We start from the raw sequence: 26,126 nt of genomic DNA on the forward strand, positions 1-26,126 counted from the left end.
ACGTACGGCCTTTTGCCATCGGTCGCGAATCCTTCTGCCGTTTTATAACCCGCAGGCCCCGCCATATTGCACGCTCCGCCCAGCTAAGTTACTGTGCCGGAACGTATGAACGAGACCTTCCCCGTGTTGATCACCAGCAAACTTCTGGATCAAGTCATCAAGGCACACGCCCGCTGGCGTTGGCGCGCCTGAATCTTCTCTGCCGGCTCCGCCGGATCTGTATCGCTTTGCCTTCCTTGTCTGTTTGAAATGCCGCTGTGCTGGCGCCCTGTGCGCGTCCGACATCGCGCAGCCACCCGCGGGCAAGTCATCTGAAGGCTGTCATCAAGTCAGAATTCAAGAGGTTCGAAACGCCATGTTGCTGATGATCGACAACTACGACTCCTTTACCTACAACGTTGTGCAATACCTCGGCGAGCTGGGTGCCGAGGTCAAAGTGGTGCGCAACGACGAACTGACCATCGCCGAAATCGAAGCGCTGAATGCCGAGCGCATCGTGGTTTCCCCCGGGCCGTGCACGCCCACCGAGGCGGGCGTTTCCATCGACGCGATCAAGCACTTCGCCGGCAAACTGCCGATCCTCGGCGTCTGCCTCGGTCACCAGTCCATCGGCCAGGCCTTCGGCGGTGATGTAGTCCGCGCCCGCCAAGTCATGCACGGTAAGACTAGCCCGGTATTCCACGAGGACAAGGGCGTGTTTGCCGGCCTCAATCATCCGCTCACCGTTACCCGTTATCACTCGCTGATCGTCAAGCACGACAGCCTGCCCGATTGCCTCGAGCTGACCGCATGGACCCAGCACGATGACGGCTCGGTCGACGAGATCATGGGCCTGCGTCACAAGACCCTGAACATCGAGGGTGTGCAGTTCCACCCCGAATCGATCCTCACCGAGCAGGGTCATGAACTGTTTGCCAATTTCCTCAAACAAACCGGCGGCACGCGCTAAGGACTTCCCATGAATATCAAGACAGCCCTGAGCCGTATCGTCGAACACCTCGACCTCAGCACCGATGAAATGCGCGATGTGATGCGCGAAATCATGACCGGTCAGTGCACCGAAGCGCAGATCGGCGCGTTCATGATGGCCATGCGCATGAAGAGCGAGAGCATCGACGAAATCGTCGGCGCCGTGTCGGTGATGCGCGAGCTGGCCGATCAGGTCGAGCTGAAAACCCTCGACGGCGTCGTCGATGTGGTTGGCACCGGCGGTGACGGTGCGAATATCTTCAACGTATCGACCGCGTCTTCCTTTGTTGTCGCAGCGGCCGGTTGCACCGTGGCCAAGCACGGCAACCGCGCAGTGTCCGGCAAGAGCGGCAGTGCCGATCTGTTGGAAGCTGCCGGCATTTATCTGAACCTGACCCCGGTGCAGGTCGCGCGCTGCATCGACAACGTCGGCATCGGTTTCATGTTCGCCCAGACTCACCACAAAGCGATGAAGTACGCCGCCGGCCCGCGCCGCGAACTCGGCCTGCGCACGCTGTTCAACATGCTCGGCCCGCTTACGAATCCGGCCGGTGTGAAGCATCAGGTGGTCGGTGTGTTCACTCAGGCGCTGTGCCGGCCATTGGCCGAAGTCTTGCAAAGACTGGGCAGCAAACACGTTCTGGTCGTGCATTCGAAGGACGGCCTGGATGAGTTCAGCCTCGCCGCGCCGACCTTTGTCGCTGAATTGAAAAACAACGAAATCACTGAGTATTGGGTCGAACCGGAAGACCTCGGCATGAAGAGCCAGAGCCTGCACGGTCTATCGGTTGAAGGCCCGGAAGCGTCGCTGGCGCTGATCCGTGACGCCCTCGGCAAGCGCAAAACCGAAAACGGCCAGAAAGCTGCCGAGATGATTGTGCTCAATGCCGGTGCGGCGCTGTATGCCGCCGACCTCGCAAGCAGTCTGAAACAAGGTGTGGAGCTGGCGCACGACGCGCTGCACACCGGCCTCGCTCGGGAAAAACTCGAGGAGCTGGGTGCCTTTACCGCGGTATTCAAAGTGGAGAATGAAGGATGAGTGTACCGACGGTTCTGGAAAACATTCTGGCGCGCAAGGTTGAGGAAGTCGCCGAGCGCAGCGCTCGGGTCAGCCTGAGCGAGCTGGAAAGTCTGGCCAAGGCGGCCGATGCACCCCGTGGTTTTGCCCAGGCTTTGCTGGCGCAAGCGAAGAAGAAACAACCGGCCGTGATTGCCGAAATCAAAAAGGCTTCGCCGAGCAAAGGCGTGATCCGCGAAGACTTCGTGCCGGCAGACATTGCCAAGAGCTACGAAAAGGGTGGGGCCACCTGTCTGTCGGTGCTGACCGATATCGACTACTTCCAGGGCGCCGATGCCTACCTGCAACAGGCGCGCGCCGCCTGCAAATTGCCGGTGATCCGCAAGGATTTCATGATCGATCCGTACCAGATCGTTGAAGCCCGCGCGCTTGGCGCCGATTGCGTGTTGTTGATCGTCTCCGCCCTGGACGACGTGAAAATGGCCGAGCTGGCCGCCGTGGCCAAAGGCGTCGGTCTCGACGTCTTGGTGGAGGTGCACGACGGTGACGAGCTGGAGCGCGCGCTGAAGACCCTCGACACGCCGCTGGTCGGGGTCAACAACCGCAACCTGCACACATTCGACGTCAGTCTGGAAACCACCCTCGACCTGCTGCCGCGCATCCCGCGCGATCGCCTGGTGATCACCGAGAGCGGCATCCTCAATCGGGCCGACGTCGAGCTGATGGAAATCAGCGATGTGTACTCGTTCCTGGTCGGCGAAGCGTTCATGCGCGCGGAAAATCCGGGCATTGAATTGCAGCGCCTGTTCTTTCCGGAGCGTGGTGTGCCGATCAGTGGTTCGACCCTCGACTGACCGAGTCGACCTCATTCGCGAGCAGGCTCGCTCCCACATTTGGAATGCATTTCCCCCTGTGGGAGCGAGCCTGCTCGCGAAGGGGCGCTAAATTCCGCTAAAGAGATTCAATCTGCCGGAGCTCACCATGTCGCTGCCAACCCCGCTGACCATCGAATCCGGCCTGCAAGCCGAACAGGACTTGCTGGCCTCGGTCTGCGCCGGCGACGCCGAATTCGGCCTGCTGTTCTGGCAACCCACCGATCGCGCGCTGGTCATGCCGCGCCGCCTCAACCGTCTCCCGCATTTCGACCACGCCTGCGAAGTTTCCGCTGCTGCTGGCTGGCCGGTGCTGTTGCGTGAAACCGGCGGTGAGCCCGTCCCGCAATCCGCTGCGACCGTCAACATTGCCTTGGTATATGCCCCGCCTCGCAGCGAAGGCGATCTGAACCGCATCGAAACCGGCTACCGCCGCCTGTGCGATCCGATCTGTCAGTTGCTGGATGAGTTGGGTGGCACCTCGTCGGTCGGGGAAATCGACGGCGCATTCTGCGACGGCCGTTTCAACGTCAATCTCGACGGTCGCAAGATGGTCGGCACCGCCCAGCGCTGGCGCCAGAGTCAGGGCGGCCAGCGTCCGGTTGGCCTGGTGCATGGTGCGATGCTGATGGATGACGAGCGCGAAGCGATGGTTGCTGCGGTCAATCGCTTCAATGAAGCCTGCGGCCTGGATCAGCGGGTGAGGGCGCAAAGCCACATCGCCCTGCATGAGAAATTCAACGCGCCACAGGCATTGGCGCGTCTCGATGAATTGTTTCGTTTGATGCTGGCGCAGATTTACGTCTAGCGCGTGCCGAAGACCACCATGGTCTTGCCTTTCACATCGACCAGGTTGCGTTCTTCAAGATCCTTGAGCACGCGGCCGACCATCTCCCGTGAACAACCGACAATCCGGCCGATCTCCTGGCGGGTGACCTTGATCTGCATGCCGTCCGGGTGAGTCATGGCGTCCGGTTGTTTGCACAACTCCAGCAGGCAGCGGGCGACTCGGCCAGTGACATCGAAAAACGCCAGGTCGCCGACTTTGCGCGTGGTGTTACGCAGGCGTTGTGCGATTTGTCCGCTGAGGGCGTAAAGAATGTCTGGATCCTGCTGCGATAACTCGCGGAACTTGGCGTAACTGATTTCTGCGGTTTCACATTCAACCTTGGCACGCACCCAGGCGCTGCGTTCCTGCTCCTGACCTGCCTGCTCGAACAGACCCAGTTCGCCGAAGAAATCCCCGGCGTTCAGGTAAGCGATGATCATCTCGCGACCATCGTCGTCTTCGATGAGGATGGTGACCGAGCCTTTGATGATGAAAAACAGCGTGTCCGAGCGATCCCCGGCGCAGATGATATTGCTCTTGGCCGCATGACGCCGGCGCTGGCAATGCATCAACAGCTTGTCGATGTTCTTGATTTTGGGTGTGGGGGTAATAGCAACCATGGTTGTATCCCGAAAAGACTGCACGGTGATGTTTGAGTTTTTATGAGGCGCTGAAGGCGGTCGCTACAGAGCTGACGAATTGGCGCCAGCGAATTGGCGCCAGCTTACCAGACACTTCGTCGAGAATTCGAGAAATTACCTACAGCCAGAAAGCATCCGTCCTAGGACGTCGTTCCTGTCGGGACAAAGCGCTGTGCTAAGCTGGCGACCCTTTTTTTACAGTGGAGTCTGGGCGATGAAGGCACGCATCCAATGGGCTGGCGAAGCCATGTTCCTCGGCGAATCCGGCAGCGGTCATGTCGTGGTAATGGACGGCCCGCCAGATGCCGGTGGCCGTAACCTCGGGGTTCGCCCGATGGAAATGCTCTTGCTGGGTGTCGGCGGTTGCAGCAACTTCGACGTGGTCAGCATCCTGAAGAAGTCGCGCCAGGCCGTTGAAAGCTGTGAAGCCTTCCTTGATGCCGAGCGTGCGACTGAAGATCCCAAGGTGTTTACCAAGATCCACATGCACTTCGTGGTCAAGGGCCGGGGCCTGAAGGAAGCTCAGGTCAAGCGCGCCATCGAGCTGTCGGCCGAGAAGTATTGCTCGGCGTCGATCATGCTCGGCGCGGCTGGCGTGGCAATCACCCACGATTATGAAATCGTCGAACTCGGCTGAACCGACATTCAACTATCATAAAAGCAGTGCAGACTCTGGCGATCCCCCGCTGACGTCTGCATAATGCGCCACTTTTTTCAGGGCAGTGATCGGTCAGCCGACGGGTCATCCGCCTGAACAGATAACCAAAATCGCCATCGCGAAGAGGTGTTAACCGTCCTACGCAGGTGCGTTGTTCGCACTTGACGGGCATGCTTGATCACGCGGCCGCGCCGCATACATAGAGAGTTTTTAACGGTGAAAAGCAAACTCAAGCTCCACGGGTTCAATAACCTGACAAAGACCTTGAGCTTCAACATCTATGACATCTGCTACGCGGAGACCCCGCAAGACCAGCAGGCTTACGTCGAGTACATCAATCAAGAGTACAACGCGAAACGCCTGACGCAGATTCTCACAGAAGTTGTCGAGATCATTGGTGCCAACATCCTGAACATCGCCAGTCAGGACTATGAACCCCAGGGCGCCAGCGTCACGATTCTGATTTCGGAAGAGCCGGTAACCCCGACTGACAGCCAGATCGAAGAATCGCCGGGCCCGTTGCCCGAAATCATTCTGGCCCACCTCGACAAGAGCCACATCACGGTGCACACCTATCCGGAAATCCATCCGGACGACGGTATTGCAACGTTCCGTGTGGATATCGACGTGTCGACCTGTGGTGTCATTTCACCGCTCAAAGCGCTCAACTTCCTCATTCACCAGTTCGATTCGGACATCGTGACCGTGGATTACCGTGTGCGCGGTTTCACCCGTGACGTTGAAGGCAACAAGCACTTCATCGACCACGAGATCAACTCGATCCAGAACTACCTCTCCGAAGACACTCGCGACGCGTACCAGATGACCGACGTGAACGTGTATCAGGAAAACCTGTTCCACACCAAAATGCTGCTGAAGAACTTCGAACTGGACAACTACCTGTTCGGCGACGCCACCAGCAACCTCTCGCCCGAGCAACGTGCCCAGGTGACCGACCGTGTGAAACACGAAATGCTGGAAATCTTCTACGCGCGCAACATGCCGACCTAAGATTCCCGGAAACAAAAAAGGCGACCTCCTGGTCGCCTTTTTCATGCTTCAGACAAAACCCCTGTGGGAGCGAGCCTGCTCGCGAAGAGGTCATCAGCACCGACACGGATCTCAGATCCGATAAGTACTCTTGGTCATCACCTTCGCCAACAAACTCATGCCGAACTTCACTGGCGCCGGAAAACGAAACCCGCCCGCATCCAGGGCACTTTCCGCATGGTGTTCTTCATCGATGCGCATCTGCTCAAGAATTGCCCGGGACTTCTCGTCCTCGGCCGGCAATTGCTCCAGATGTTCGTTCAAGTGTTTGCAGACCTGATGCTCGGTCGCCGCAACGAAACCAAGGCTAACCTTGTCGCTGATCAGTCCGGCCACCGCGCCGATACCGAACGACATGCCGTAAAACAGTGGATTCAGCACGCTGGTGTGGCTGCCCAACTGATGGATGCGCTGCTCGCACCAGACCAGATGGTCGATCTCTTCTTCAGCCGCGTGCTCCATGGCTGCGCGTACCTGCGGCAACTTGGCGGTCAGCGCCTGCCCCTGATACAGCGCCTGGGCGCAGACTTCGCCGGTGTGGTTGATGCGCATCAGGCCGGCGACGTGGCGAGTGTCTTCATCGCTCATCTGCGTATCCGGCTGCAGAATCGCTGGCGACGGGCGGTACGGCTGGCCACTGAAGGGCAACAGAGTGCGCATCGCGGCATCGGCTTGCAGCAGCAGACGGTCTATGGGCGAGTAGTGACGTTGGGTAGTCATGCTGACCTCCGGGAAGAATCTCGGCGGCCAGTTTAACCGAATCGGCCGGCGAGGGTTTGCGCTGGGTCACTTGCTGCGCGGTCAGGCTTTTTTGTGGGAGCGAGCCTGCTCGAGAAAGCGGATTATCGGATACTGAAGTGTTGAATGTATCGGCGCCTTCGCGAGCAGGCTCGCTCCCACAGTTGGTTGTCGCCAGTCAGCCCGGCGGCCAGTTCATCTGGCGCTGACCCAGCACGTGCATATGAATGTGATAGACAGTCTGCCCACCAAGTTCATTGCAGTTCATCACCACGCGGAAGCCCTCTTCGCAACCCAGTTCCAGCGCCAGACGCTGCGCGGTGAACAGGATGTGCCCGGCCAGCGCCTTGTCGTCTTCGGTCAGGTCGTTGAGCGTGCGCACCGGTTTTTTCGGGATTACCAGAAAGTGCACCGGAGCCTGGGGGGCGATGTCGTGGAAGGCCAGAACCTGGTCGTCCTCGTAAATGATCTTCGCCGGGATTTCCCGGTTGATGATCTTGGTGAACAGAGTATCCACTGCTGTTTCTCCGTTGAGTTGGGCTGAATCGAGTGTACCGCTTCGAAGTCGTCTTCCTAGCGGGGGCAGTAAGCTTTGTTGACCATGCCGACAATCGTCCGGTTAAGCCAGCGCGAACCCAGCCGCGGCAGGAACGCCAGCCAGCGATTGCGTCGTCCCGGAATGATGATGGCGCGGTTTTTATCTAGTGCGCGTACGGCATGCAGTGCCACTTCTTCCGGACTCATCAGCGAGTGGCTGCTTTCGATCTTTTCGCTACTCATCTGTGCGGTACGGAAGAACGGTGTGCGCGTCGGGCCGGGGCACAGCACCGAAACTTTCACGCCGCTTTGTTTGAGCTCCACGCGCAGGGCTTCGGAAAAATGCAGCACATAGGCTTTGCTGGCGTAGTACGTGCTCATCCATGGGCCGGGGCTGTACGCAGCCACCGAGGCGACATTGAGGATCTGCCCGCCACCCAGCAGCGCCATGCTGTTGCCCACCGCATGACAGAGGCGGGTGAGGGCGAGAATGTTGACCTCGATGAGGTCCTGCTCGGTCATCCAGTCCTGCGCGAGGAATGGCCCGCAAGTGCCGATGCCGGCGCAGTTGACCAGTAGATCGATCTGCCGGTCACCTTCTTCGAGCTCCAGCAAAAAACCGGAAAGGCGCAAAGGTTCGCCGAGATCGCAGGCGCGAAACAATACTTCGACATCGAAGCGCTGGGTCAGCTCGATGGCGATACTTTCCAGCTGATCACGCTGCCGTGCCACCAGAATCAGGCTGCGGCCGCGCCGGGCCAGTGCTTCGGCCATGGCCAGGCCGATGCCGCTGGAAGCACCGGTGATCAGAGCGTAACGGGTCATGCAGTTCTCCATCGCAACAGCTCCGCGCCGGCGACGCGATTGTCGCGGCAGGGAGCGCTGTTCATTCTTGCGCAGAGTCTACAGGGGCCTGCGCCGGTTCGGCTGCCTCGTCGGCGGAAATCACTGGCGGTTCGACGACCTCAACTTCGTCGGTGGTCACCGCGCCGCTGTCATAGCTGCTCTCCAGATTGCTTTCATATTCTTCCTGCACAGCCGAGAAGCCGCCAAGAAGGCCTCCGGCAAAAATCAGTGCGAAGAATACGATCCATAACGAGCACAGCACTTTGACCGCCGTGCTGTTCGGCGGTGGTGGCGGGCCATAGCGGTTGGCGCCGGCATTGCCGGGTACGACCATCATCACCAGAGGGAAAAAACTGCCGACGAACGGCACCAGATTCAACAACCACAGCCAGCCCGACCAGCCGATATCGTGCAGGCGCTGAACGCTGAACAGAATGCTGACGATCATGAAACCGAGGAACAGGAAGACCGCCAGAATGCCGCCGAGGATCAGGCCGGTGGTTGAATCGCCACTGACCAGACCCAAGGCAATCAAGGCAAACACACCGACGATGGGCAGGGTCACCAGGCTCAGGACCATGGTCCAGGCGAGAAAGCGCAGGCGACCGATCCGGCCTTCGACGCTGAATGGCTTGAGCGTGGCGAATGGCGGCAGAGCTTCACCGACATTGGCGCGCGGTGGGGCGTAAGGCGAGTCCGGTTCCGCCACCGCTGCAGGGTTATCGTGGACATCCGCCAGATTCAGCTCGATGGCGGTTTCCGCTTCGATCCGCGCATCGATCCCGGTTTTGTTCAATGCCTGCAGATACGTCTGGGCATCGCTGTGGGACAGATCACGTTTGAGGGCGACGGTGCGGCCACTGAACAGGCGCTCGATGGCGGCCACATCGCTTTTGAACAGATCCGCCAGATTCAGTTTGGCGGTGGTGAGGTCGACGCCGGGCTGCAGCGCGCCGTCGAAGACGATCTTGTAACGGGTGTCGCTCATGGCCGAGGCATCCTTGTCGCGATTGGGTTTGCAGTAGTCAGTTCAAGGCCAGTCTGACAGCGACTGGCCGGGGGTATTGCTCAGCGCGGCCAGCGTTCCGGCAGCTGTGCGGCGCGCGCCTGAGCCTGACGATATTCTGCATCGAGCCGCGCAATCAACTGATCCACGCTTGGCAGGTCACCAATCTGGCCAACACCCTGGCCCGCCGACCACACGGTCTTCCAGGCTTTGGCTTCATCGTTGATCGGCTTGAGCTTGTCGCCGAAGTTCACCTCGCCCTTGCCTTGCAGTGCCGCCATGTCGAAACCGGCCGCCTCCAGGCTCTGGCGCATGAAACTGGCCGGCACTCCCGACACTGCTGGAGTATGAATGATGTCGGCAGCCTTGGCTGTCAGCAGCATGTCTTTGTAGGCGTCAGGCGCGTGACTTTCTGTGGTGCCGATAAATCGCGTACCGAAGTAGGCCAAATCCGCGCCGAGCAGTTGCGCGGCGAGAATCTCATGGCCGTGGTTCAGACATCCTGCAAGCAAGAGTGTCTTGTCGAAGAACTCACGGATCTCGGCAATCAGCGCAAACGGGCTCCAGGTACCAGCATGCCCGCCGGCACCGGCCGCAACGGCAATGAGCCCGTCGACACCGGCTTCAGCGGCTTTCTCGGCATGGCGCCGCGTGGTCACGTCGTGAAACACCAGACCGCCATAGCTGTGCACCGCGTCGACCAGTTCCTTCACCGCGCCGAGACTGGTGATCACGATCGGCACCTTATGCTCCACGCAGATGTCCAGATCCGCCTGCAGGCGCGGATTGCTGTGGTGAACAATCAGGTTCACCGCATAAGGGGCCGGATTATCCAGCGTCGCCAGGCCCGCTTCGATCTGTTCCAGCCAAGCCTTGAACCCACTGCTTTCGCGTTGGTTCAGCGCCGGAAAGCTGCCGACCACACCATTGCGGCAGCAGGCGAGCACCAGTTCCGGATTGGAGATCAGGAACATCGGTGCCGCCACCACGGGCAGACGCAGACGTTGTTCGAGCAAAGCGGGCAGCGACATTGTGAACACCCCGAAGATTTTTATTGATTGAAGTTAGAACGGCTTGACCACGACCAGAATTACGATAGCCAGCAATATCAGAACCGGCACTTCATTGAACCAGCGATAAAAGACATGGCTGCGGGTGTTTTCGCCACGGGCAAAGCGTTTGACCTGCGCGCCGCACATGTGGTGGTAGCCGATCAGCAATACGACCAGGGTCAGTTTGGCGTGGATCCAGCCGCCCTGGCTGAAAAGGCTAGGGTTGAGGTAGATCAGCCAGCCACCGAAGATCAGCGTGGCGATCATCGCCGGGCCCATGATGCCGCGATACAGCTTGCGCTCCATGACGCTGAAGCGTTCCTGGCTGATCGTGTCTGCGCTTTGCGCGTGGTAAACGAACAGGCGCGGCAAGTAGAACAGTCCGGCAAACCAGCAGACGACGCTGACAATGTGAAACGCTTTGAGCCATAGATAGAGCATTTTTGGGTATTCCCTCATTCACGGTAGCCAGATAGTAGAGGCTTGAGCGTCCGCGCGTCACCTTGGCGGTTGTCGCAGGCGCGCGCGGCCCCTATTATCGACGGCTTTCCAGTGGGTTCGTTGAGGGCAGGTTTATGGTCAAGGTCGGTATCGTCGGCGGCACGGGTTACACCGGTGTCGAACTGCTGCGTCTGTTGGCACAGCATCCGCAGGCAGAAGTGGTCGTCATCACTTCCCGATCCGAGGCCGGTCTGGCCGTGGCTGACATGTACCCGAACCTGCGCGGTCACTATGACGGGCTGGCGTTCAGCGTGCCGGACGTGAAAACCCTTGGCGCCTGCGATGTGGTTTTCTTCGCCACGCCACACGGTGTGGCTCACGCCTTGGCAGGCGAGCTGCTGGCGGCGGGCACCAAGGTCATCGACCTGTCCGCCGACTTCCGTCTGCAAGACGCTGATGAATGGGCCAAGTGGTACGGCCAGCCGCACGGCGCACCGGAATTGCTGGACGAAGCGGTCTATGGTCTGCCGGAAGTCAATCGCGAGCAGATCAAGAAAGCGCGCCTGATCGCGGTACCGGGTTGCTATCCGACCGCAACGCAATTGGGTTTTCTCCCATTGCTGGAAGCAGGTCTGGCTGACGCATCGCGTTTGATCGCCGACTGCAAATCCGGTGTCAGTGGTGCCGGGCGTGGTGCGGCTGTAGGTTCTTTGTACTCCGAGACGTCGGAAAGCATGAAGGCCTACGCGGTAAAAGGTCATCGCCACCTGCCGGAAATTCGCCAGGGCCTGCGTCGCGCGGCGGGCAAGGATGTCGGCCTGACCTTCGTCCCGCACCTGACGCCGATGATTCGCGGTATTCACTCCACGCTCTATGCGACCGTAGTCGATCGCTCGGTGGATCTGCAGGCGCTGTTCGAAAAGCGCTACGCCAACGAACCGTTCGTCGATGTAATGCCAGCCGGCAGCCATCCGGAAACCCGTAGCGTGCGCGGCGCCAACGTGTGCCGCATCGCCGTGCATCGTCCACAGGATGGCGATCTGGTGGTGGTACTCTCGGTGATTGACAACCTGGTCAAGGGCGCCTCGGGCCAGGCGGTGCAGAACATGAACATTCTGTTCGGACTGGATGAGCGCTTCGGTCTGTCACACGCCGGTATGCTGCCGTAACGGCCGTCACAGGTCAGGCGCCGCAAGCTTGAAGCTCACCGCTTGAAGCTTGCAGCTGCCTTTCTAATAGTTGACCAATTTTCTAGGACAAGCGGATAATGCGCGTCATCACGCATTATGGCGGCGTAACGCCGGGAGATAGTCAGCATGAGCGTCGAATCCTTCACCCCCACGGCTTTGCAATTCACTCAAGGTGCTGCGCACAAGGTGAAGAGCCTGGTCGATGAAGAGGGGAATGATCGCTTGAAGCTGCGCGTATTTGTTACGGGCGGCGGTTGTTCAGGGTTTCAATACGGTTTCACCTTCGATGAAGACGTGGCTGATGACGACACCATTGTCGAGCGCGAAGGCGTGAGTCTGGTGGTTGATCCGATGAGTTTCCAGTACCTGGCCGGCGCGGAGGTGGACTACCAGGAAGGTCTGGAAGGTTCACGCTTCGTGATCAAGAACCCGAACGCGACAACGACTTGTGGTTGCGGGTCGTCGTTCTCGATCTGATCGCGCTTTACAGCACACAACAAAACGCCGCAGAGCCTTTCGGTTCTGCGGCGTTTTTGTTTCTGAAGGTTATGCCGGGTAGATGGCGCCGAGTACGCGCAGGCCGCGAGCGCCGGTGACGCTTGGCCGATTGGCGGCGATGCCTTCCAGGCAGCAATGGGCGAGCCAGGCGAAGGCCATGGCTTCCACCCAATCCGGATCAACCCCGTGAGTTGCGGTGCTGGCGACTTGGGTATTTGGCAGCAGGTCCGCCAGACGTTTCATCAGCGTGGCGTTGTGCGCGCCGCCGCCACAGACCAGCAGTTCCTGAGTGCCCGATTGAGCGCTTTGTAGCGACTCGACGATGGTCAGCGCCGTAAGTTCGAGCAGCGTGGCCTGAACGTCTTCGGCAGCGAAAGTCGGCAGACGCGATAGATGCTGTTCCAGCCATGGCAGATTGAAGACTTCCCGGCCCGTACTTTTCGGGCCTTTGGTCACGAAGAACGGGTCGCTTAGCAGTGCCTTGAGCAGGGTTGGTTCAACCTTGCCGGTTGCAGCCCATTTGCCATCCCGGTCATAGTTCTCGCCACGTTGCCGGTGAATCCAGGCGTCCATCAGAACATTTCCCGGGCCGCAGTCGAAACCGGCTACAGGTTTGTTCGGCTCAATCAGGCTGAGATTGCTGAATCCGCCGACATTCAAGACTGCCTGGTTACCAGTACGCTCTTCAAACAAAGCTTCGTGAAAGGCTGGTACCAGAGGCGCACCTTGGCCACCCGCTGCGACATCGCGGCTGCGGAAATCACCGACGACGGTAATACCGGTCAACTCAGTCAGCAGGGCTGGATTACCGATCTGCACGGTAAACCCGCGCGCCGGCTCATGGCGAATGGTCTGACCGTGGCTGCCGATAGCGCGGATTGCTTCGGGCTTGAGTTGTTGCTGCGCGAGGAGGGTGTGAATGCCCGACGCGGCAAGTTCGACCCAGTGTTGCTGGGCAATCGCCGAGCGGGCGATCTCGTCGGGGCCGCTGGCGCACAAGCCAAGCAGCTCGGCGCGCAGGGAGTCAGGCATTGGCAGGTAGTGGGTGGCGATCAGTTTGATCGCCGAGGTCTGCTCGATCAGGGCGATGTCCAGCCCGTCGAGACTGGTTCCGGACATCACACCGATATACAGGGCCATGGCTTAGCGCTTGCTCGAAGCCAGCATGGTGGCCTTCTCTTGATCCATGCGCGCCATCAGTGGCTGGCTCTGCGCGAGGAAGCGCGCGCGTTCGGACTTGGCGATCGGATCGGCCATTGGCAGCTTCTGGCCCAGCGGATCGACGTGAACGCCGTTGACCTGGAACTCATAGTGCAAATGCGGGCCGGTGGACAGTCCGGTGGTGCCGATATAGCCAATGACTTGACCTTGCTTGACGCTGCCACCGGTTTTCACGCCTTTGGCAAAGCCTTGCATATGGCCATAGAGCGTACGGTAAGTGTTGCCGTGCTGAATGATCACAGTGTTGCCGTAACCACCACGACGACCGGCCAGCAACACTTTGCCGTCACCGGCAGCCTTGATCGGCGTGCCTCGCGGCGCTGCGTAGTCGACACCTTTGTGGGCGCGGATCTTGTTGAGGATCGGGTGCTTGCGGCCCATGGAAAACTTCGAGCTGATGCGGGCGAAGTCAACAGGGGTGCGGATGAAGGCCTTGCGCATGCTGTTGCCATCGGCAGTGTAATAGCTGCTGTTGCCTTGTTTGTTGGTGTAGCGAACGGCGGTGTAAGTCTTGCCGCGGTTGGTGAAGCGCGCCGACAGGATCGGGCCGGTGCCGACGGCCTTGCCGTTGATGACTTTCTGCTCGTAGATCACATCGAATTCATCGCCCTGACGAATGTCCTGCGCGAAATCGATGTCGTAGCCAAAGACACTGGCCATGTCCATGGTCATGCTGTGAGAAAGGCCGGCGCGGGCTGCGGACTGCGACAGTGAGCTGTTGATGACACCGTGGACGTAGGCAGTGCGAACAGTTGGCTTGGCAGTCACTCGGTTGAACGAATAACCCTTGTCATTCTTGGTCAGGGTGATGGTTTCAACGTCGCTGACCTTGCTGTGCAGGCTGGTCAACTGGCCTTCCGGACTCAGTTCGAACTCGAGTTTCTGGCCACGCTTGAGCTGGCTGAACTGTTTGGCTTGCTTGTCGCTTGCCAGTACTTCGTGCACGGAGGCTGCAGGCAGACCGACTTTTTCAAACAGGGTAGACAGCGTATCGCCTTTGGAAACCACGACTTCACGGTGCCCAGGCTCTTTCGGTTTCTCAGCAGGCGCCACAGGTGCTGGCGCGGTTTCAGCGGTTTGCGCGGCGTTTTCGTCGCTGTTTTCGATTTGGGCGAACGGCGAAGCTGCGGGCTCGTTTGTGGCTTGAGCCGCATCGGCAGCGTCTTGATCTTGTGTCAGTTGTTCAGCAGGACTTTCCAGTTCAAGACTCAGAGTCGTCTTTTTGGCTTCAACATCGCTGGAGGGAAATACCAGCAGCGCCAGGCTGAGAAGGGCGGCGATTCCACTTGCGGCGAGCAGGTGGGTCTTCGGGTAAAGCGGGGGCGCTTTAGACGGTTCTGTGGTCATAGGTAATTTTTGACTTTGAAATAGATGAATTGGAAAAGATGAATGACATGATGAAGATGAAATAACTGTATAAAATATAACCAAATCATCGCTGAAGCAAGTCTACAGACCTCGGGTCTGTGGATTGGTGTCCGTGCGCCGGGCAAAACTTGTAATTGGTGCGCGTTCTTGTATGGTTGGTTCCCTTTGAATCTGAGCCTTGCGGGTCTGTTATGAAGTCGGTTGAAGAGCAGCTAGCGCTGATTAAACGTGGTGCGGAAGAACTGTTGGTCGAGTCCGAGCTGGTCGAGAAGCTCAAGCGCGGCCAACCGCTGCGTATCAAGGCTGGTTTCGATCCAACCGCTCCGGATCTGCATCTGGGTCATACGGTGCTTATTAATAAGCTGCGCCAGTTCCAGGAGCTGGGGCACCAGGTCATCTTCCTTATAGGTGACTTCACCGGGATGATCGGCGATCCAAGTGGCAAAAGCGCAACGCGTCCACCGCTGACGCGTGAACAGGTTCTGGAAAATGCTGAGACTTACAAGACTCAGGTTTTCAAAATCCTTGATCCGGCGAAAACCGAAGTTGCCTTCAACTCCACTTGGATGGACAAGATGGGGCCGGCGGATTTCATTCGCCTGACTTCGCAATACACGGTCGCTCGCATGCTTGAGCGCGATGACTTCGACAAGCGCTACACCACCAACCAGCCAATCGCTATTCACGAATTCCTCTATCCGCTGGTTCAGGGTTATGACTCGGTCGCGCTGCGCGCCGATGTCGAGCTGGGCGGTACCGATCAGAAATTCAACCTGCTGATGGGGCGTGAGTTGCAGCGTGGGTATGGTCAGGAGGCACAGTGCATTCTGACGATGCCATTGCTGGAAGGTCTGGATGGCGTGAAGAAGATGTCCAAGTCGCTGGGCAACTATGTCGGTATCCAGGAAGCACCAGGCGTCATGTACAGCAAGCTGGTTTCCATCCCGGATGCGCTGATGTGGCGTTACTTCGAGTTGCTCAGCTTTCGCTCGATGGATGAGATCAACGCCTTCCGGGCTGACGTCGAAGCTGGAGCGAATCCACGCGACATCAAAATCAAGCTGGCTGAAGAGATCGTTGCGCGCTTCCATGGTGAAGAGGCTGCGGCGAATGCTCACCGAGGCGCCGGCAACCGCATGAAGGATGGCGAGCTTCCAGATGACTTGCCTGAGATCGAACTGTCTTCGGTTGAGGATATGCCGATCGCTGCCGTCCTTAATAAGGCAGGCCTGGTTAAGAACTCGGCGGCGGCGCGTGATCTGTTGGCGGCGGGCGGAGTCCGGGTCGATGGCGAAGTGGTTGATCGCTCCTTTATATATGTACTGGGCACGACTCACGTTTGTCAGGCCGGCAAGAAGGCTTTTGCGCGTATTACGCTGAAATCTGAATAAAGTTGAAATTGGGGGTTGACGGCGAATTCTAGAAGTCTATAATTCGCCCCACTTCCGGCGCGGTCGAAACGGAAAACTGCTTGAGATTCAAAGAGTTGCGCGGTTTTCGACAGTGGCTTGCTTCAGATCATCGAAGTCTGGAAGGAGTTGAAAGAGCGGTGATGTTTGGCTCTTTTGACGGTTCGATCTTCTCGGTCGAAAGCGGAGAAAAAGAGGTGTTGACAGCAGCGATTAACGCTGTAGAATTCTCCTCCCGCTAACGAGAGATCGGAAGCGCAAGTGGTTGAAGTTGTTGAAGAATTCTTCGAAAGCTTCTGAAAATAATCACTTGACAGCAAATGAGGCTGCTGTAGAATGCGCGCCTCGGTTGAGACGAAAGGTCTTAACCAACCGCTCTTTAACAACTGAATCAAGCAATTCGTGTGGGTGCTTGTGCAGTCAGACTGATAGTCAACAAGATTATCAGCATCACAAGTTACTCCGCGAGAAATCAAAGATGTAACCAACGATTGCTGAGCCAAGTTTAGGGTTTCTTAAAAACCCAAAGATGTTTGAACTGAAGAGTTTGATCATGGCTCAGATTGAACGCTGGCGGCAGGCCTAACACATGCAAGTCGAGCGGATGAGAGGAGCTTGCTCCTGGATTCAGCGGCGGACGGGTGAGTAATGCCTAGGAATCTGCCTGGTAGTGGGGGACAACGTTTCGAAAGGAACGCTAATACCGCATACGTCCTACGGGAGAAAGCAGGGGACCTTCGGGCCTTGCGCTATCAGATGAGCCTAGGTCGGATTAGCTAGTTGGTGAGGTAATGGCTCACCAAGGCGACGATCCGTAACTGGTCTGAGAGGATGATCAGTCACACTGGAACTGAGACACGGTCCAGACTCCTACGGGAGGCAGCAGTGGGGAATATTGGACAATGGGCGAAAGCCTGATCCAGCCATGCCGCGTGTGTGAAGAAGGTCTTCGGATTGTAAAGCACTTTAAGTTGGGAGGAAGGGTTGTAGATTAATACTCTGCAATTTTGACGTTACCGACAGAATAAGCACCGGCTAACTCTGTGCCAGCAGCCGCGGTAATACAGAGGGTGCAAGCGTTAATCGGAATTACTGGGCGTAAAGCGCGCGTAGGTGGTTTGTTAAGTTGGATGTGAAATCCCCGGGCTCAACCTGGGAACTGCATCCAAAACTGGCAAGCTAGAGTATGGTAGAGGGTGGTGGAATTTCCTGTGTAGCGGTGAAATGCGTAGATATAGGAAGGAACACCAGTGGCGAAGGCGACCACCTGGACTGATACTGACACTGAGGTGCGAAAGCGTGGGGAGCAAACAGGATTAGATACCCTGGTAGTCCACGCCGTAAACGATGTCAACTAGCCGTTGGGAGCCTTGAGCTCTTAGTGGCGCAGCTAACGCATTAAGTTGACCGCCTGGGGAGTACGGCCGCAAGGTTAAAACTCAAATGAATTGACGGGGGCCCGCACAAGCGGTGGAGCATGTGGTTTAATTCGAAGCAACGCGAAGAACCTTACCAGGCCTTGACATCCAATGAACTTTCCAGAGATGGATTGGTGCCTTCGGGAGCATTGAGACAGGTGCTGCATGGCTGTCGTCAGCTCGTGTCGTGAGATGTTGGGTTAAGTCCCGTAACGAGCGCAACCCTTGTCCTTAGTTACCAGCACGTAATGGTGGGCACTCTAAGGAGACTGCCGGTGACAAACCGGAGGAAGGTGGGGATGACGTCAAGTCATCATGGCCCTTACGGCCTGGGCTACACACGTGCTACAATGGTCGGTACAAAGGGTTGCCAAGCCGCGAGGTGGAGCTAATCCCATAAAACCGATCGTAGTCCGGATCGCAGTCTGCAACTCGACTGCGTGAAGTCGGAATCGCTAGTAATCGCGAATCAGAATGTCGCGGTGAATACGTTCCCGGGCCTTGTACACACCGCCCGTCACACCATGGGAGTGGGTTGCACCAGAAGTAGCTAGTCTAACCTTCGGGGGGACGGTTACCACGGTGTGATTCATGACTGGGGTGAAGTCGTAACAAGGTAGCCGTAGGGGAACCTGCGGCTGGATCACCTCCTTAATCGACGACATCAGCTGCTGCATGAGCTCCCACACGAATTGCTTGATTCATTGAAGAAGACGATAGAAGCAGCTTTAAGCTCCAAGCTGATAGCTCTGAGCTAACAGTTACAAGCTCGAAATTGGGTCTGTAGCTCAGTTGGTTAGAGCGCACCCCTGATAAGGGTGAGGTCGGCAGTTCGAATCTGCCCAGACCCACCAATTTTGTTATGGGGCCATAGCTCAGCTGGGAGAGCGCCTGCCTTGCACGCAGGAGGTCAGCGGTTCGATCCCGCTTGGCTCCACCATAAACTGCTTCGAAGTTTGAGAGTTTAGAAATGAATATTCGTACTGAATATTGATTTCTAGTCTTTTGATTAGATCGTTCTTTAAAAATTTGGGTATGTGATAGAAAGATAGACTGAACGTTACTTTCACTGGTAACGGATCAGGCTAAGGTAAAATTTGTGAGTTCTCTTAGTTGAGAAATTCGAATTTTCGGCGAATGTCGTCTTCACAGTATAACCAGATTGCTTGGGGTTGTATGGTCAAGTGAAGAAGCGCATACGGTGGATGCCTTGGCAGTCAGAGGCGATGAAAGACGTGGTAGCCTGCGAAAAGCTTCGGGGAGTCGGCAAACAGACTTTGATCCGGAGATGTCTGAATGGGGGAACCCAGCCATCATAAGATGGTTATCTTGTACTGAATACATAGGTGCAAGAGGCGAACCAGGGGAACTGAAACATCTAAGTACCCTGAGGAAAAGAAATCAACCGAGATTCCCTTAGTAGTGGCGAGCGAACGGGGACTAGCCCTTAAGTGGCTTTGAGATTAGCGGAACGCTCTGGAAAGTGCGGCCATAGTGGGTGATAGCCCTGTACGCGAAAATCTCTTGGTCATGAAATCGAGTAGGACGGAGCACGAGAAACTTTGTCTGAATATGGGGGGACCATCCTCCAAGGCTAAATACTACTGACTGACCGATAGTGAACTAGTACCGTGAGGGAAAGGCGAAAAGAACCCCGGAGAGGGGAGTGAAATAGATCCTGAAACCGTATGCGTACAAGCAGTGGGAGCAGACTTTGTTCTGTGACTGCGTACCTTTTGTATAATGGGTCAGCGACTTATTTTCAGTGGCGAGCTTAACCGAATAGGGGAGGCGTAGCGAAAGCGAGTCTTAATAGGGCGTCTAGTCGCTGGGAATAGACCCGAAACCGGGCGATCTATCCATGGGCAGGTTGAAGGTTAGGTAACACTGACTGGAGGACCGAACCGACTACCGTTGAAAAGTTAGCGGATGACCTGTGGATCGGAGTGAAAGGCTAATCAAGCTCGGAGATAGCTGGTTCTCCTCGAAAGCTATTTAGGTAGCGCCTCATGTATCACTGTAGGGGGTAGAGCACTGTTTCGGCTAGGGGGTCATCCCGACTTACCAAACCGATGCAAACTCCGAATACCTACAAGTGCCGAGCATGGGAGACACACGGCGGGTGCTAACGTCCGTCGTGAAAAGGGAAACAACCCAGACCGTCAGCTAAGGTCCCAAAGTTATGGTTAAGTGGGAAACGATGTGGGAAGGCTTAGACAGCTAGGAGGTTGGCTTAGAAGCAGCCACCCTTTAAAGAAAGCGTAATAGCTCACTAGTCGAGTCGGCCTGCGCGGAAGATGTAACGGGGCTCAAACCATACACCGAAGCTACGGGTATCACCTTCGGGTGATGCGGTAGAGGAGCGTTCTGTAAGCCTGTGAAGGTGAGTTGAGAAGCTTGCTGGAGGTATCAGAAGTGCGAATGCTGACATGAGTAACGACAATGGGTGTGAAAAACACCCACGCCGAAAGACCAAGGTTTCCTGCGCAACGTTAATCGACGCAGGGTTAGTCGGTCCCTAAGGCGAGGCTGAAAAGCGTAGTCGATGGAAAACAGGTTAATATTCCTGTACTTCTGGTTATTGCGATGGAGGGACGGAGAAGGCTAGGCCAGCTTGGCGTTGGTTGTCCAAGTTTAAGGTGGTAGGCTGAGATCTTAGGTAAATCCGGGATCTTAAGGCCGAGAGCTGATGACGAGTTACCCTTTGGGTGACGAAGTGGTTGATGCCATGCTTCCAAGAAAAGCTTCTAAGCTTCAGATAACCAGGAACCGTACCCCAAACCGACACAGGTGGTTGGGTAGAGAATACCAAGGCGCTTGAGAGAACTCGGGTGAAGGAACTAGGCAAAATGGCACCGTAACTTCGGGAGAAGGTGCGCCGGTGAGGGTGAAGGACTTGCTCCGTAAGCTCATGCCGGTCGAAGATACCAGGCCGCTGCGACTGTTTATTAAAAACACAGCACTCTGCAAACACGAAAGTGGACGTATAGGGTGTGACGCCTGCCCGGTGCCGGAAGGTTAATTGATGGGGTTAGCTAACGCGAAGCTCTTGATCGAAGCCCCGGTAAACGGCGGCCGTAACTATAACGGTCCTAAGGTAGCGAAATTCCTTGTCGGGTAAGTTCCGACCTGCACGAATGGCGTAACGATGGCGGCGCTGTCTCCACCCGAGACTCAGTGAAATTGAAATCGCTGTGAAGATGCAGTGTATCCGCGGCTAGACGGAAAGACCCCGTGAACCTTTACTATAGCTTTGCACTGGACTTTGAATTTGCTTGTGTAGGATAGGTGGGAGGCTTTGAAGCGTGGACGCCAGTTCGCGTGGAGCCATCCTTGAAATACCACCCTGGCAACTTTGAGGTTCTAACTCAGGTCCGTTATCCGGATCGAGGACAGTGTATGGTGGGTAGTTTGACTGGGGCGGTCTCCTCCTAAAGAGTAACGGAGGAGTACGAAGGTGCGCTCAGACCGGTCGGAAATCGGTCGTAGAGTATAAAGGCAAAAGCGCGCTTGACTGCGAGACAGACACGTCGAGCAGGTACGAAAGTAGGTCTTAGTGATCCGGTGGTTCTGTATGGAAGGGCCATCGCTCAACGGATAAAAGGTACTCCGGGGATAACAGGCTGATACCGCCCAAGAGTTCATATCGACGGCGGTGTTTGGCACCTCGATGTCGGCTCATCACATCCTGGGGCTGAAGCCGGTCCCAAGGGTATGGCTGTTCGCCATTTAAAGTGGTACGCGAGCTGGGTTTAGAACGTCGTGAGACAGTTCGGTCCCTATCTGCCGTGGACGTTTGAGATTTGAGAGGGGCTGCTCCTAGTACGAGAGGACCGGAGTGGACGAACCTCTGGTGTTCCGGTTGTCACGCCAGTGGCATTGCCGGGTAGCTATGTTCGGGAAAGATAACCGCTGAAAGCATCTAAGCGGGAAACTTGCCTCAAGATGAGATCTCACTGGAACCTTGAGTTCCCTGAAGGGCCGTCGAAGACTACGACGTTGATAGGTTGGGTGTGTAAGCGCTGTGAGGCGTTGAGCTAACCAATACTAATTGCCCGTGAGGCTTGACCATATAACACCCAAGCAATTTGCTGACCTGAAAAGGCACCAGATTGCGGTGTGTGAAGACGAAACGAACCGAAAGTTCGAAATTCACAAACACCTAGCTGTCACATACCCAATTTGCTGAAGCGAGGCCATCTGGTCACGAGTCAGTACCCGAATTTCTTGACGACCATAGAGCGTTGGAACCACCTGATCCCATCCCGAACTCAGCAGTGAAACGATGCATCGCCGATGGTAGTGTGGGGTTTCCCCATGTGAGAGTAGGTCATCGTCAAGATTAAATTCCGAAACCCCAATTGCGAAAGCAGTTGGGGTTTTGTTTTGCCTGCGAGAAATGTGCCCGCTTGATTTCTATGCAACGGCCCGGGGCATGGCTATTATGCGGGCCTCATTGTGAGGCGATACCTGCATGCTGACGTTGTTGAATCTACTGAAGGATGGACGATTCCATTCCGGACAGGACTTGGGCGTTGCCCTGGGAATTAGCCGAAGTGCTGTATGGAAGCAGCTACAACAGCTTGAAGCTGAACTTGGCCTGTCGATCCATAAAGTTCGCGGTCGCGGATATCAATTGTCGGCGCCTCTGATGCTCCTTGATCCTCTTGAAATAACCAGGAAGATGCCGCAATGGCCGGTGCGTGTGTTCGACTCCGTCGACTCGACAAATGCCGAAGCTCTGCGCTCCATCAGTGAGGGCGCCCCCGCGCCGTTTTTGGTGCTCGCGGAGCGACAATTGGCAGGCCGTGGTCGTCGAGGCCGCAAGTGGGTGAGCCCATTTGCGGAAAATCTTTATTACAGCTTGGTTCTTCGAATAGATGGCGGCATGCGTCAGCTTGAGGGGTTGAGCCTTGTTGTTGGCTTGGCCGTGATGCAGACCTTGCGAAGCGCCGGCGTGCCCAATGCCGGTTTGAAGTGGCCCAACGATGTTTTGGTGGGTAACAAGAAAATAGCCGGCATCCTGCTCGAACTCGTCGGCGATCCGGCGGATGTATGTCATGTTGTATTGGGTATAGGAATCAACGTGAATATGCAGGTTGCCGATGAGGTCGACCAGCAATGGACTTCTATAAAACTGGAGTCAGGCAAAGCCTGCGATCGCAATGCTCTGGTGGTTGAGTTGAGTAATCAACTCAAAGCTTATACCCATAAACACCAGCTCAACGGGTTCGCAAGTCTGCAGGCAGAATGGGCGGAAAATCATCTGTGGCAGGGTCGATCCGTGTCGTTGATCGCGGGTAACAGCCATATCGATGGGATAGTGCTCGGGATTGATAGCCAAGGCGGGTTGCGCTTGATTGTAGATGGTGTTGAAAAAGTCTTTAGTGGTGGAGAGCTCAGCCTGAGGTTGCGTGATGATTCTTGAGCTTGACTGCGGCAATAGTTTTATCAAATGGCGCGTGCTGGATGCGTCGGCGAGTGGGCTGGTCTCGGAAGGAGTTGTAGATTCCAATCAGGCTTTGCTTGAGAGTCTACGGATCATAAAGTCGCTCTCGCTGCGCAAGTGTCGTTTGGTAAGCGTCAGGACTAACGAGGAAACCAGCGCTTTAACCGAAATGCTTGAGCGCGCGTTCGGTATTCCTATCGTGTGTGCGAAACCCGCCCGCGAGATGTCCGGTGTTCGAAACGGCTATGAAGACTATGAGCGTCTGGGGCTTGATCGCTGGCTGGCGATGCTCGGCGGCTTCCACCTGGCTGCCGGAAGTGCTTGCCTGGTTCTCGATTTCGGTACCGCGGTCACTGCCGATTTTGTCGCGGCTGACGGTGAGCATCTCGGGGGGTTCATTTGTCCTGGTATGCCTTTGATGCGAAACCAGTTGCGCACCCATACCCGTAAAATTCGTTATGGTGATGAAGCAGCAGAGCGCGCCCTTTCCAGTCACGTCCCGGGACGGACCACCGTTGAAGCGGTGGAGCGCGGTTGTTCTTTGATGCTGAGGGGCTTCGTTCTCACTCAATTAGAGCTGGCTCGAGCGTACTGGGGAGAGCAATTCGCCGTCTTTATTACGGGAGGGGATGCCGAGTTGGTTAAAGGCGTCGCGCCTGACGCCAGGGTTGTGCCCGACCTGGTTTTTGTCGGCTTGGCGATGGCTTGTCCCTTGTCTTGAGGTTTATATGCGTTGGTTGTTCCTGCTGCTGGTTGTACTCAATGTTTTTTACTATGTCTGGCATCAGCAGGAAGCGCCCTTGCGAGCCAAAGATGTAACGCCTCTTAATCTGTATCGTGGTTCGCAGCAGGATATCCGTCTGCTGAGCGAAACCGCAGGTGAAGGTCGAAGAGGCGAGGTGGCGCCGCGTCAGCAGTGCTTGTTCCTTGGTGGATTTTCTGACGAAGATTCAATTGCCAGGTTGCAACAGCGTCTGGTGGCGATGAAAGTCAATGTGCAATCCCTGCCGAAAGATGCTGCCGGAAGCGGGTACTGGCTGGCAGCTGCGCCGGACAGCCAGCGTTTGTTGGGCGATCTGCAGTTGCAAAACCTTTCCAAGGAATTCAATGAGTTAAAACATAAAATAATGCTGTGCGAAGGGGTTGCACCTGCTCAATAGTTTGCATAGAATGGCGCCCGCTCCACAGCGAACACCTTAAACGGGATTCGAAGTGAAGCGTGTCAACGCAGCTAACCTCAGGTTTTTAAATGAGAAAATGCTTGACAGGGGTTTGGCATGATATAGAATGCCGGCCTGATTAGGAGGGGTTCCCGAGCGGCCAAAGGGATCAGACTGTAAATCTGACGTCTACGACTTCGAAGGTTCGAATCCTTCTCCCTCCACCAGATTTAAGCGTGAGCTGCAGGCTCCGCGGGTATAGTTTAGTGGTAGAACCTCAGCCTTCCAAGCTGATGATGCGGGTTCGATTCCCGCTACCCGCTCCAAGTTTGCAGGTTGTGCAAAAGGGTTTTGCTCTTGTAGCTCAGTTGGTAGAGCACACCCTTGGTAAGGGTGAGGTCAGCGGTTCAAATCCGCTCAAGAGCTCCATATAACAAGGCAGATATGAAAATATCTGCCTTTGTTTTAATGGTTGATATTGTTTGTCTAATTTCTTCTGTAGAGGGTGATATCGATGGCTAAGGAAAAATTTGATCGTTCCCTGCCCCACGTCAACGTTGGGACCATTGGTCACGTTGACCACGGTAAAACCACTCTGACTGCTGCTCTGACTCGCGTTTGCTCCGAAGTTTTCGGTTCTGCAATCGTTGACTTCGACAAGATCGACAGTGCACCAGAAGAAAAAGCTCGCGGTATCACCATCAACACCGCGCACGTTGAGTACAACTCGAAGATCCGTCACTACGCTCACGTTGACTGCCCAGGTCACGCTGACTACGTGAAGAACATGATCACCGGTGCTGCTCAGATGGACGGCGCTATCCTGGTTTGCTCGGCCGCTGATGGTCCGATGCCGCAAACCCGTGAGCACATCCTGCTGTCCCGTCAGGTTGGCGTTCCGTACATCGTGGTCTTCCTGAACAAGGCTGACCTGGTAGACGACGCTGAGCTGCTGGAACTGGTTGAGATGGAAGTTCGTGACCTGCTGTCGACTTACGACTTCCCGGGCGACGACACTCCGATCATCATCGGTTCGGCTCGTATGGCGCTGGAAGGCAAAGACGACAACGAGATGGGCACCACTGCCGTCAAGAAACTGGTTGAAACTCTGGATGCCTACATCCCAGAGCCAGTTCGTATGATCGACAAGCCATTCCTGATGCCAATCGAAGACGTATTCTCGATCTCGGGTCGCGGTACTGTTGTGACTGGTCGTATCGAGCGCGGTATCGTTCGCGTTCAGGATCCGCTGGAAATCGTTGGTCTGCGTGACACCACCGTTACTACTTGCACCGGTGTTGAAATGTTCCGCAAGCTGCTCGACGAAGGTCGTGCTGGCGAGAACTGCGGCGTTCTGCTGCGTGGTACCAAGCGTGACGACGTTGAGCGTGGCCAGGTTCTGGTCAAGCCAGGTTCGGTCAAGCCGCACACCAAGTTCACCGCAGAAGTTTACGTTCTGAGCAAGGAAGAAGGCGGTCGTCACACTCCGTTCTTCAAAGGCTACCGTCCACAGTTCTACTTCCGTACTACTGACGTGACTGGTAACTGCGAGCTGCCAGAAGGCGTTGAAATGGTAATGCCAGGTGACAACATTCAGATGACTGTTACCCTGATCAAAACCATCGCGATGGAAGATGGTCTGCGTTTCGCTATCCGTGAAGGCGGTCGTACCGTCGGCGCTGGTGTCGTAGCCAAAATCATCGAATAAGCGGTTGTAATGTATTTTTCGGGCCGGCATAATGGTCGGCCTGATTTT

23 protein-coding genes, 5 tRNA genes and 3 rRNA genes are annotated in these 26,126 nt (G+C 56.3%); 22 read left to right on the forward strand and 9 right to left on the reverse strand.

The features are described from left to right. The first annotated feature begins 355 nt into the window (after positions 1-355). The 4 genes from ACV8MC_RS09380 to ACV8MC_RS09395 all read left to right on the forward strand — a co-directional run bounded on the left by ACV8MC_RS09380 (position 356) and on the right by ACV8MC_RS09395 (position 3,667). On the forward strand, positions 356-949 hold the full coding sequence (locus ACV8MC_RS09380) for an aminodeoxychorismate/anthranilate synthase component II (RefSeq protein WP_457265103.1): 594 nt from the start codon (positions 356-358) through the stop codon (positions 947-949). Between the two features lie 9 nt (positions 950-958). Further along, on the forward strand, positions 959-2,008 hold the full coding sequence (gene trpD, locus ACV8MC_RS09385; RefSeq protein ID WP_041476682.1) for an anthranilate phosphoribosyltransferase: 1,050 nt from the start codon (positions 959-961) through the stop codon (positions 2,006-2,008). Next, entirely contained in the window at positions 2,005-2,841 is an 837-nt protein-coding gene (gene trpC, locus ACV8MC_RS09390; RefSeq protein WP_041476681.1) for an indole-3-glycerol phosphate synthase TrpC, read from the forward strand. The genes trpD and trpC overlap by 4 nt, the downstream gene beginning before the upstream one ends. A gap of 127 nt (positions 2,842-2,968) precedes the next feature. Then, complete coding sequence (locus ACV8MC_RS09395) at positions 2,969-3,667, forward strand: lipoate--protein ligase family protein (RefSeq protein ID WP_056786703.1); 699 nt, start codon at positions 2,969-2,971, stop codon at positions 3,665-3,667. On the opposite strand, the gene crp is transcribed toward ACV8MC_RS09395, so the two are convergent. After that, the gene (gene crp, locus ACV8MC_RS09400) at positions 3,664-4,308 is read right to left on the reverse strand and encodes a cAMP-activated global transcriptional regulator CRP (protein ID WP_041476679.1); all 645 of its coding nucleotides are present in this window, start codon (positions 4,306-4,308) and stop codon (positions 3,664-3,666) included. The genes ACV8MC_RS09395 and crp overlap by 4 nt on opposite strands. Positions 4,309-4,543: 235 nt before the next feature. On the opposite strand from crp, the gene ACV8MC_RS09405 reads away from it, so the two are divergent. Beyond that, positions 4,544-4,966, forward strand: coding sequence for an OsmC family protein (locus ACV8MC_RS09405; RefSeq protein WP_016772921.1), 423 nt, complete (start codon positions 4,544-4,546; stop codon positions 4,964-4,966). Positions 4,967-5,203: 237 nt separating this feature from the next. Then, positions 5,204-5,998 carry an adenosylmethionine decarboxylase gene (speD, locus tag ACV8MC_RS09410; protein ID WP_024014530.1) on the forward strand — a complete coding sequence of 265 codons (795 nt, stop codon included), beginning with the start codon at positions 5,204-5,206 and terminating at the stop codon, positions 5,996-5,998. Between the two features lie 111 nt (positions 5,999-6,109). Here speD and coq7 read toward each other — a convergent pair whose 3' ends face one another. From coq7 to hemJ, 6 genes are all read right to left on the reverse strand, one after another. Then, on the reverse strand, positions 6,110-6,757 hold the full coding sequence (gene coq7, locus ACV8MC_RS09415) for a 2-polyprenyl-3-methyl-6-methoxy-1,4-benzoquinone monooxygenase (RefSeq protein ID WP_041476678.1): 648 nt from the start codon (positions 6,755-6,757) through the stop codon (positions 6,110-6,112). A 196-nt stretch (positions 6,758-6,953) separates the two neighbouring features. After that, positions 6,954-7,292 (reverse strand): histidine triad nucleotide-binding protein, encoded by a 339-nt coding sequence (locus ACV8MC_RS09420; protein WP_017128660.1) that lies wholly within the window; start codon positions 7,290-7,292, stop codon positions 6,954-6,956. Positions 7,293-7,348: 56 nt separating this feature from the next. Continuing rightward, a complete protein-coding gene (locus ACV8MC_RS09425; RefSeq protein ID WP_122612457.1) occupies positions 7,349-8,137 on the reverse strand; it encodes an SDR family NAD(P)-dependent oxidoreductase in 789 nt (262 codons plus the stop codon). Between the two features lie 61 nt (positions 8,138-8,198). Beyond that, a complete protein-coding gene (locus ACV8MC_RS09430; RefSeq protein ID WP_323619726.1) occupies positions 8,199-9,146 on the reverse strand; it encodes a DUF805 domain-containing protein in 948 nt (315 codons plus the stop codon). Between the two features lie 80 nt (positions 9,147-9,226). Continuing rightward, complete coding sequence (locus ACV8MC_RS09435) at positions 9,227-10,195, reverse strand: NAD(P)H-dependent flavin oxidoreductase (RefSeq protein ID WP_056786714.1); 969 nt, start codon at positions 10,193-10,195, stop codon at positions 9,227-9,229. Between the two features lie 33 nt (positions 10,196-10,228). Beyond that, positions 10,229-10,657, reverse strand: coding sequence for a protoporphyrinogen oxidase HemJ (gene hemJ, locus ACV8MC_RS09440; RefSeq protein ID WP_039757756.1), 429 nt, complete (start codon positions 10,655-10,657; stop codon positions 10,229-10,231). Between the two features lie 134 nt (positions 10,658-10,791). On the opposite strand from hemJ, the gene argC reads away from it, so the two are divergent. Both argC and erpA read left to right on the forward strand, forming a co-directional pair. Further along, positions 10,792-11,826 carry an N-acetyl-gamma-glutamyl-phosphate reductase gene (argC, locus tag ACV8MC_RS09445; protein ID WP_042610443.1) on the forward strand — a complete coding sequence of 345 codons (1,035 nt, stop codon included), beginning with the start codon at positions 10,792-10,794 and terminating at the stop codon, positions 11,824-11,826. 147 nt (positions 11,827-11,973) lie between these two features. Further along, on the forward strand, positions 11,974-12,324 hold the full coding sequence (gene erpA / locus ACV8MC_RS09450) for an iron-sulfur cluster insertion protein ErpA (RefSeq protein WP_007918905.1): 351 nt from the start codon (positions 11,974-11,976) through the stop codon (positions 12,322-12,324). 69 nt (positions 12,325-12,393) lie between these two features. Here erpA and ACV8MC_RS09455 read toward each other — a convergent pair whose 3' ends face one another. Together ACV8MC_RS09455 and ACV8MC_RS09460 are read right to left on the reverse strand one after the other, a co-directional pair. Beyond that, a complete protein-coding gene (locus ACV8MC_RS09455) occupies positions 12,394-13,485 on the reverse strand; it encodes an anhydro-N-acetylmuramic acid kinase (protein WP_252876991.1) in 1,092 nt (363 codons plus the stop codon). A 3-nt stretch (positions 13,486-13,488) separates the two neighbouring features. Continuing rightward, the gene (locus tag ACV8MC_RS09460; protein ID WP_041476672.1) at positions 13,489-14,913 is read right to left on the reverse strand and encodes a peptidoglycan DD-metalloendopeptidase family protein; all 1,425 of its coding nucleotides are present in this window, start codon (positions 14,911-14,913) and stop codon (positions 13,489-13,491) included. A gap of 212 nt (positions 14,914-15,125) precedes the next feature. On the opposite strand from ACV8MC_RS09460, the gene tyrS reads away from it, so the two are divergent. From tyrS to tuf, 14 genes are all read left to right on the forward strand, one after another. Continuing rightward, positions 15,126-16,325: a tyrosine--tRNA ligase gene (gene tyrS, locus ACV8MC_RS09465; protein WP_016772931.1), complete on the forward strand. Its 1,200-nt coding sequence runs from the start codon at positions 15,126-15,128 to the stop codon at positions 16,323-16,325. Between the two features lie 80 nt (positions 16,326-16,405). Beyond that, positions 16,406-16,585: a hypothetical protein gene (locus ACV8MC_RS09470; RefSeq protein ID WP_457265109.1), complete on the forward strand. Its 180-nt coding sequence runs from the start codon at positions 16,406-16,408 to the stop codon at positions 16,583-16,585. Between the two features lie 293 nt (positions 16,586-16,878). Further along, positions 16,879-18,415, forward strand: a 16S ribosomal RNA gene (locus ACV8MC_RS09475). A gap of 123 nt (positions 18,416-18,538) precedes the next feature. Beyond that, positions 18,539-18,615 (forward strand) — tRNA-Ile (locus tag ACV8MC_RS09480). Between the two features lie 10 nt (positions 18,616-18,625). Beyond that, positions 18,626-18,701 (forward strand) — tRNA-Ala (locus ACV8MC_RS09485). A 238-nt stretch (positions 18,702-18,939) separates the two neighbouring features. Continuing rightward, positions 18,940-21,833, forward strand: a 23S ribosomal RNA gene (locus ACV8MC_RS09490). Positions 21,834-21,987: 154 nt separating this feature from the next. Next, a 5S ribosomal RNA gene (gene rrf / locus ACV8MC_RS09495) occupies positions 21,988-22,103 on the forward strand. The 16S, 23S and 5S rRNA genes sit together here with 2 tRNA genes alongside, the layout of an rRNA operon. 132 nt (positions 22,104-22,235) lie before the next feature. After that, positions 22,236-23,189, forward strand: coding sequence for a bifunctional biotin--[acetyl-CoA-carboxylase] ligase/biotin operon repressor BirA (birA, locus tag ACV8MC_RS09500; RefSeq protein WP_056786912.1), 954 nt, complete (start codon positions 22,236-22,238; stop codon positions 23,187-23,189). Further along, positions 23,179-23,931, forward strand: coding sequence for a pantothenate kinase (locus ACV8MC_RS09505; RefSeq protein ID WP_056786910.1), 753 nt, complete (start codon positions 23,179-23,181; stop codon positions 23,929-23,931). Before birA ends, ACV8MC_RS09505 begins: the two co-directional genes overlap by 11 nt. Before the next feature lie 7 nt (positions 23,932-23,938). Further along, positions 23,939-24,370 carry a hypothetical protein gene (locus ACV8MC_RS09510; RefSeq protein WP_095181969.1) on the forward strand — a complete coding sequence of 144 codons (432 nt, stop codon included), beginning with the start codon at positions 23,939-23,941 and terminating at the stop codon, positions 24,368-24,370. 142 nt (positions 24,371-24,512) lie between these two features. After that, a tRNA-Tyr gene (locus tag ACV8MC_RS09515) sits at positions 24,513-24,597 on the forward strand. 25 nt (positions 24,598-24,622) lie between these two features. Continuing rightward, a tRNA-Gly gene (locus ACV8MC_RS09520) sits at positions 24,623-24,696 on the forward strand. A gap of 27 nt (positions 24,697-24,723) precedes the next feature. Beyond that, positions 24,724-24,799, forward strand: a tRNA-Thr gene (locus tag ACV8MC_RS09525). 85 nt (positions 24,800-24,884) lie between these two features. Beyond that, positions 24,885-26,078, forward strand: coding sequence for an elongation factor Tu (gene tuf / locus ACV8MC_RS09530; protein ID WP_064361246.1), 1,194 nt, complete (start codon positions 24,885-24,887; stop codon positions 26,076-26,078). The last annotated feature ends 48 nt before the right edge of the window (positions 26,079-26,126 follow it).

The sequence above is a fragment of the Pseudomonas sp. PK-RTE-24 genome (assembly GCF_054052265.1).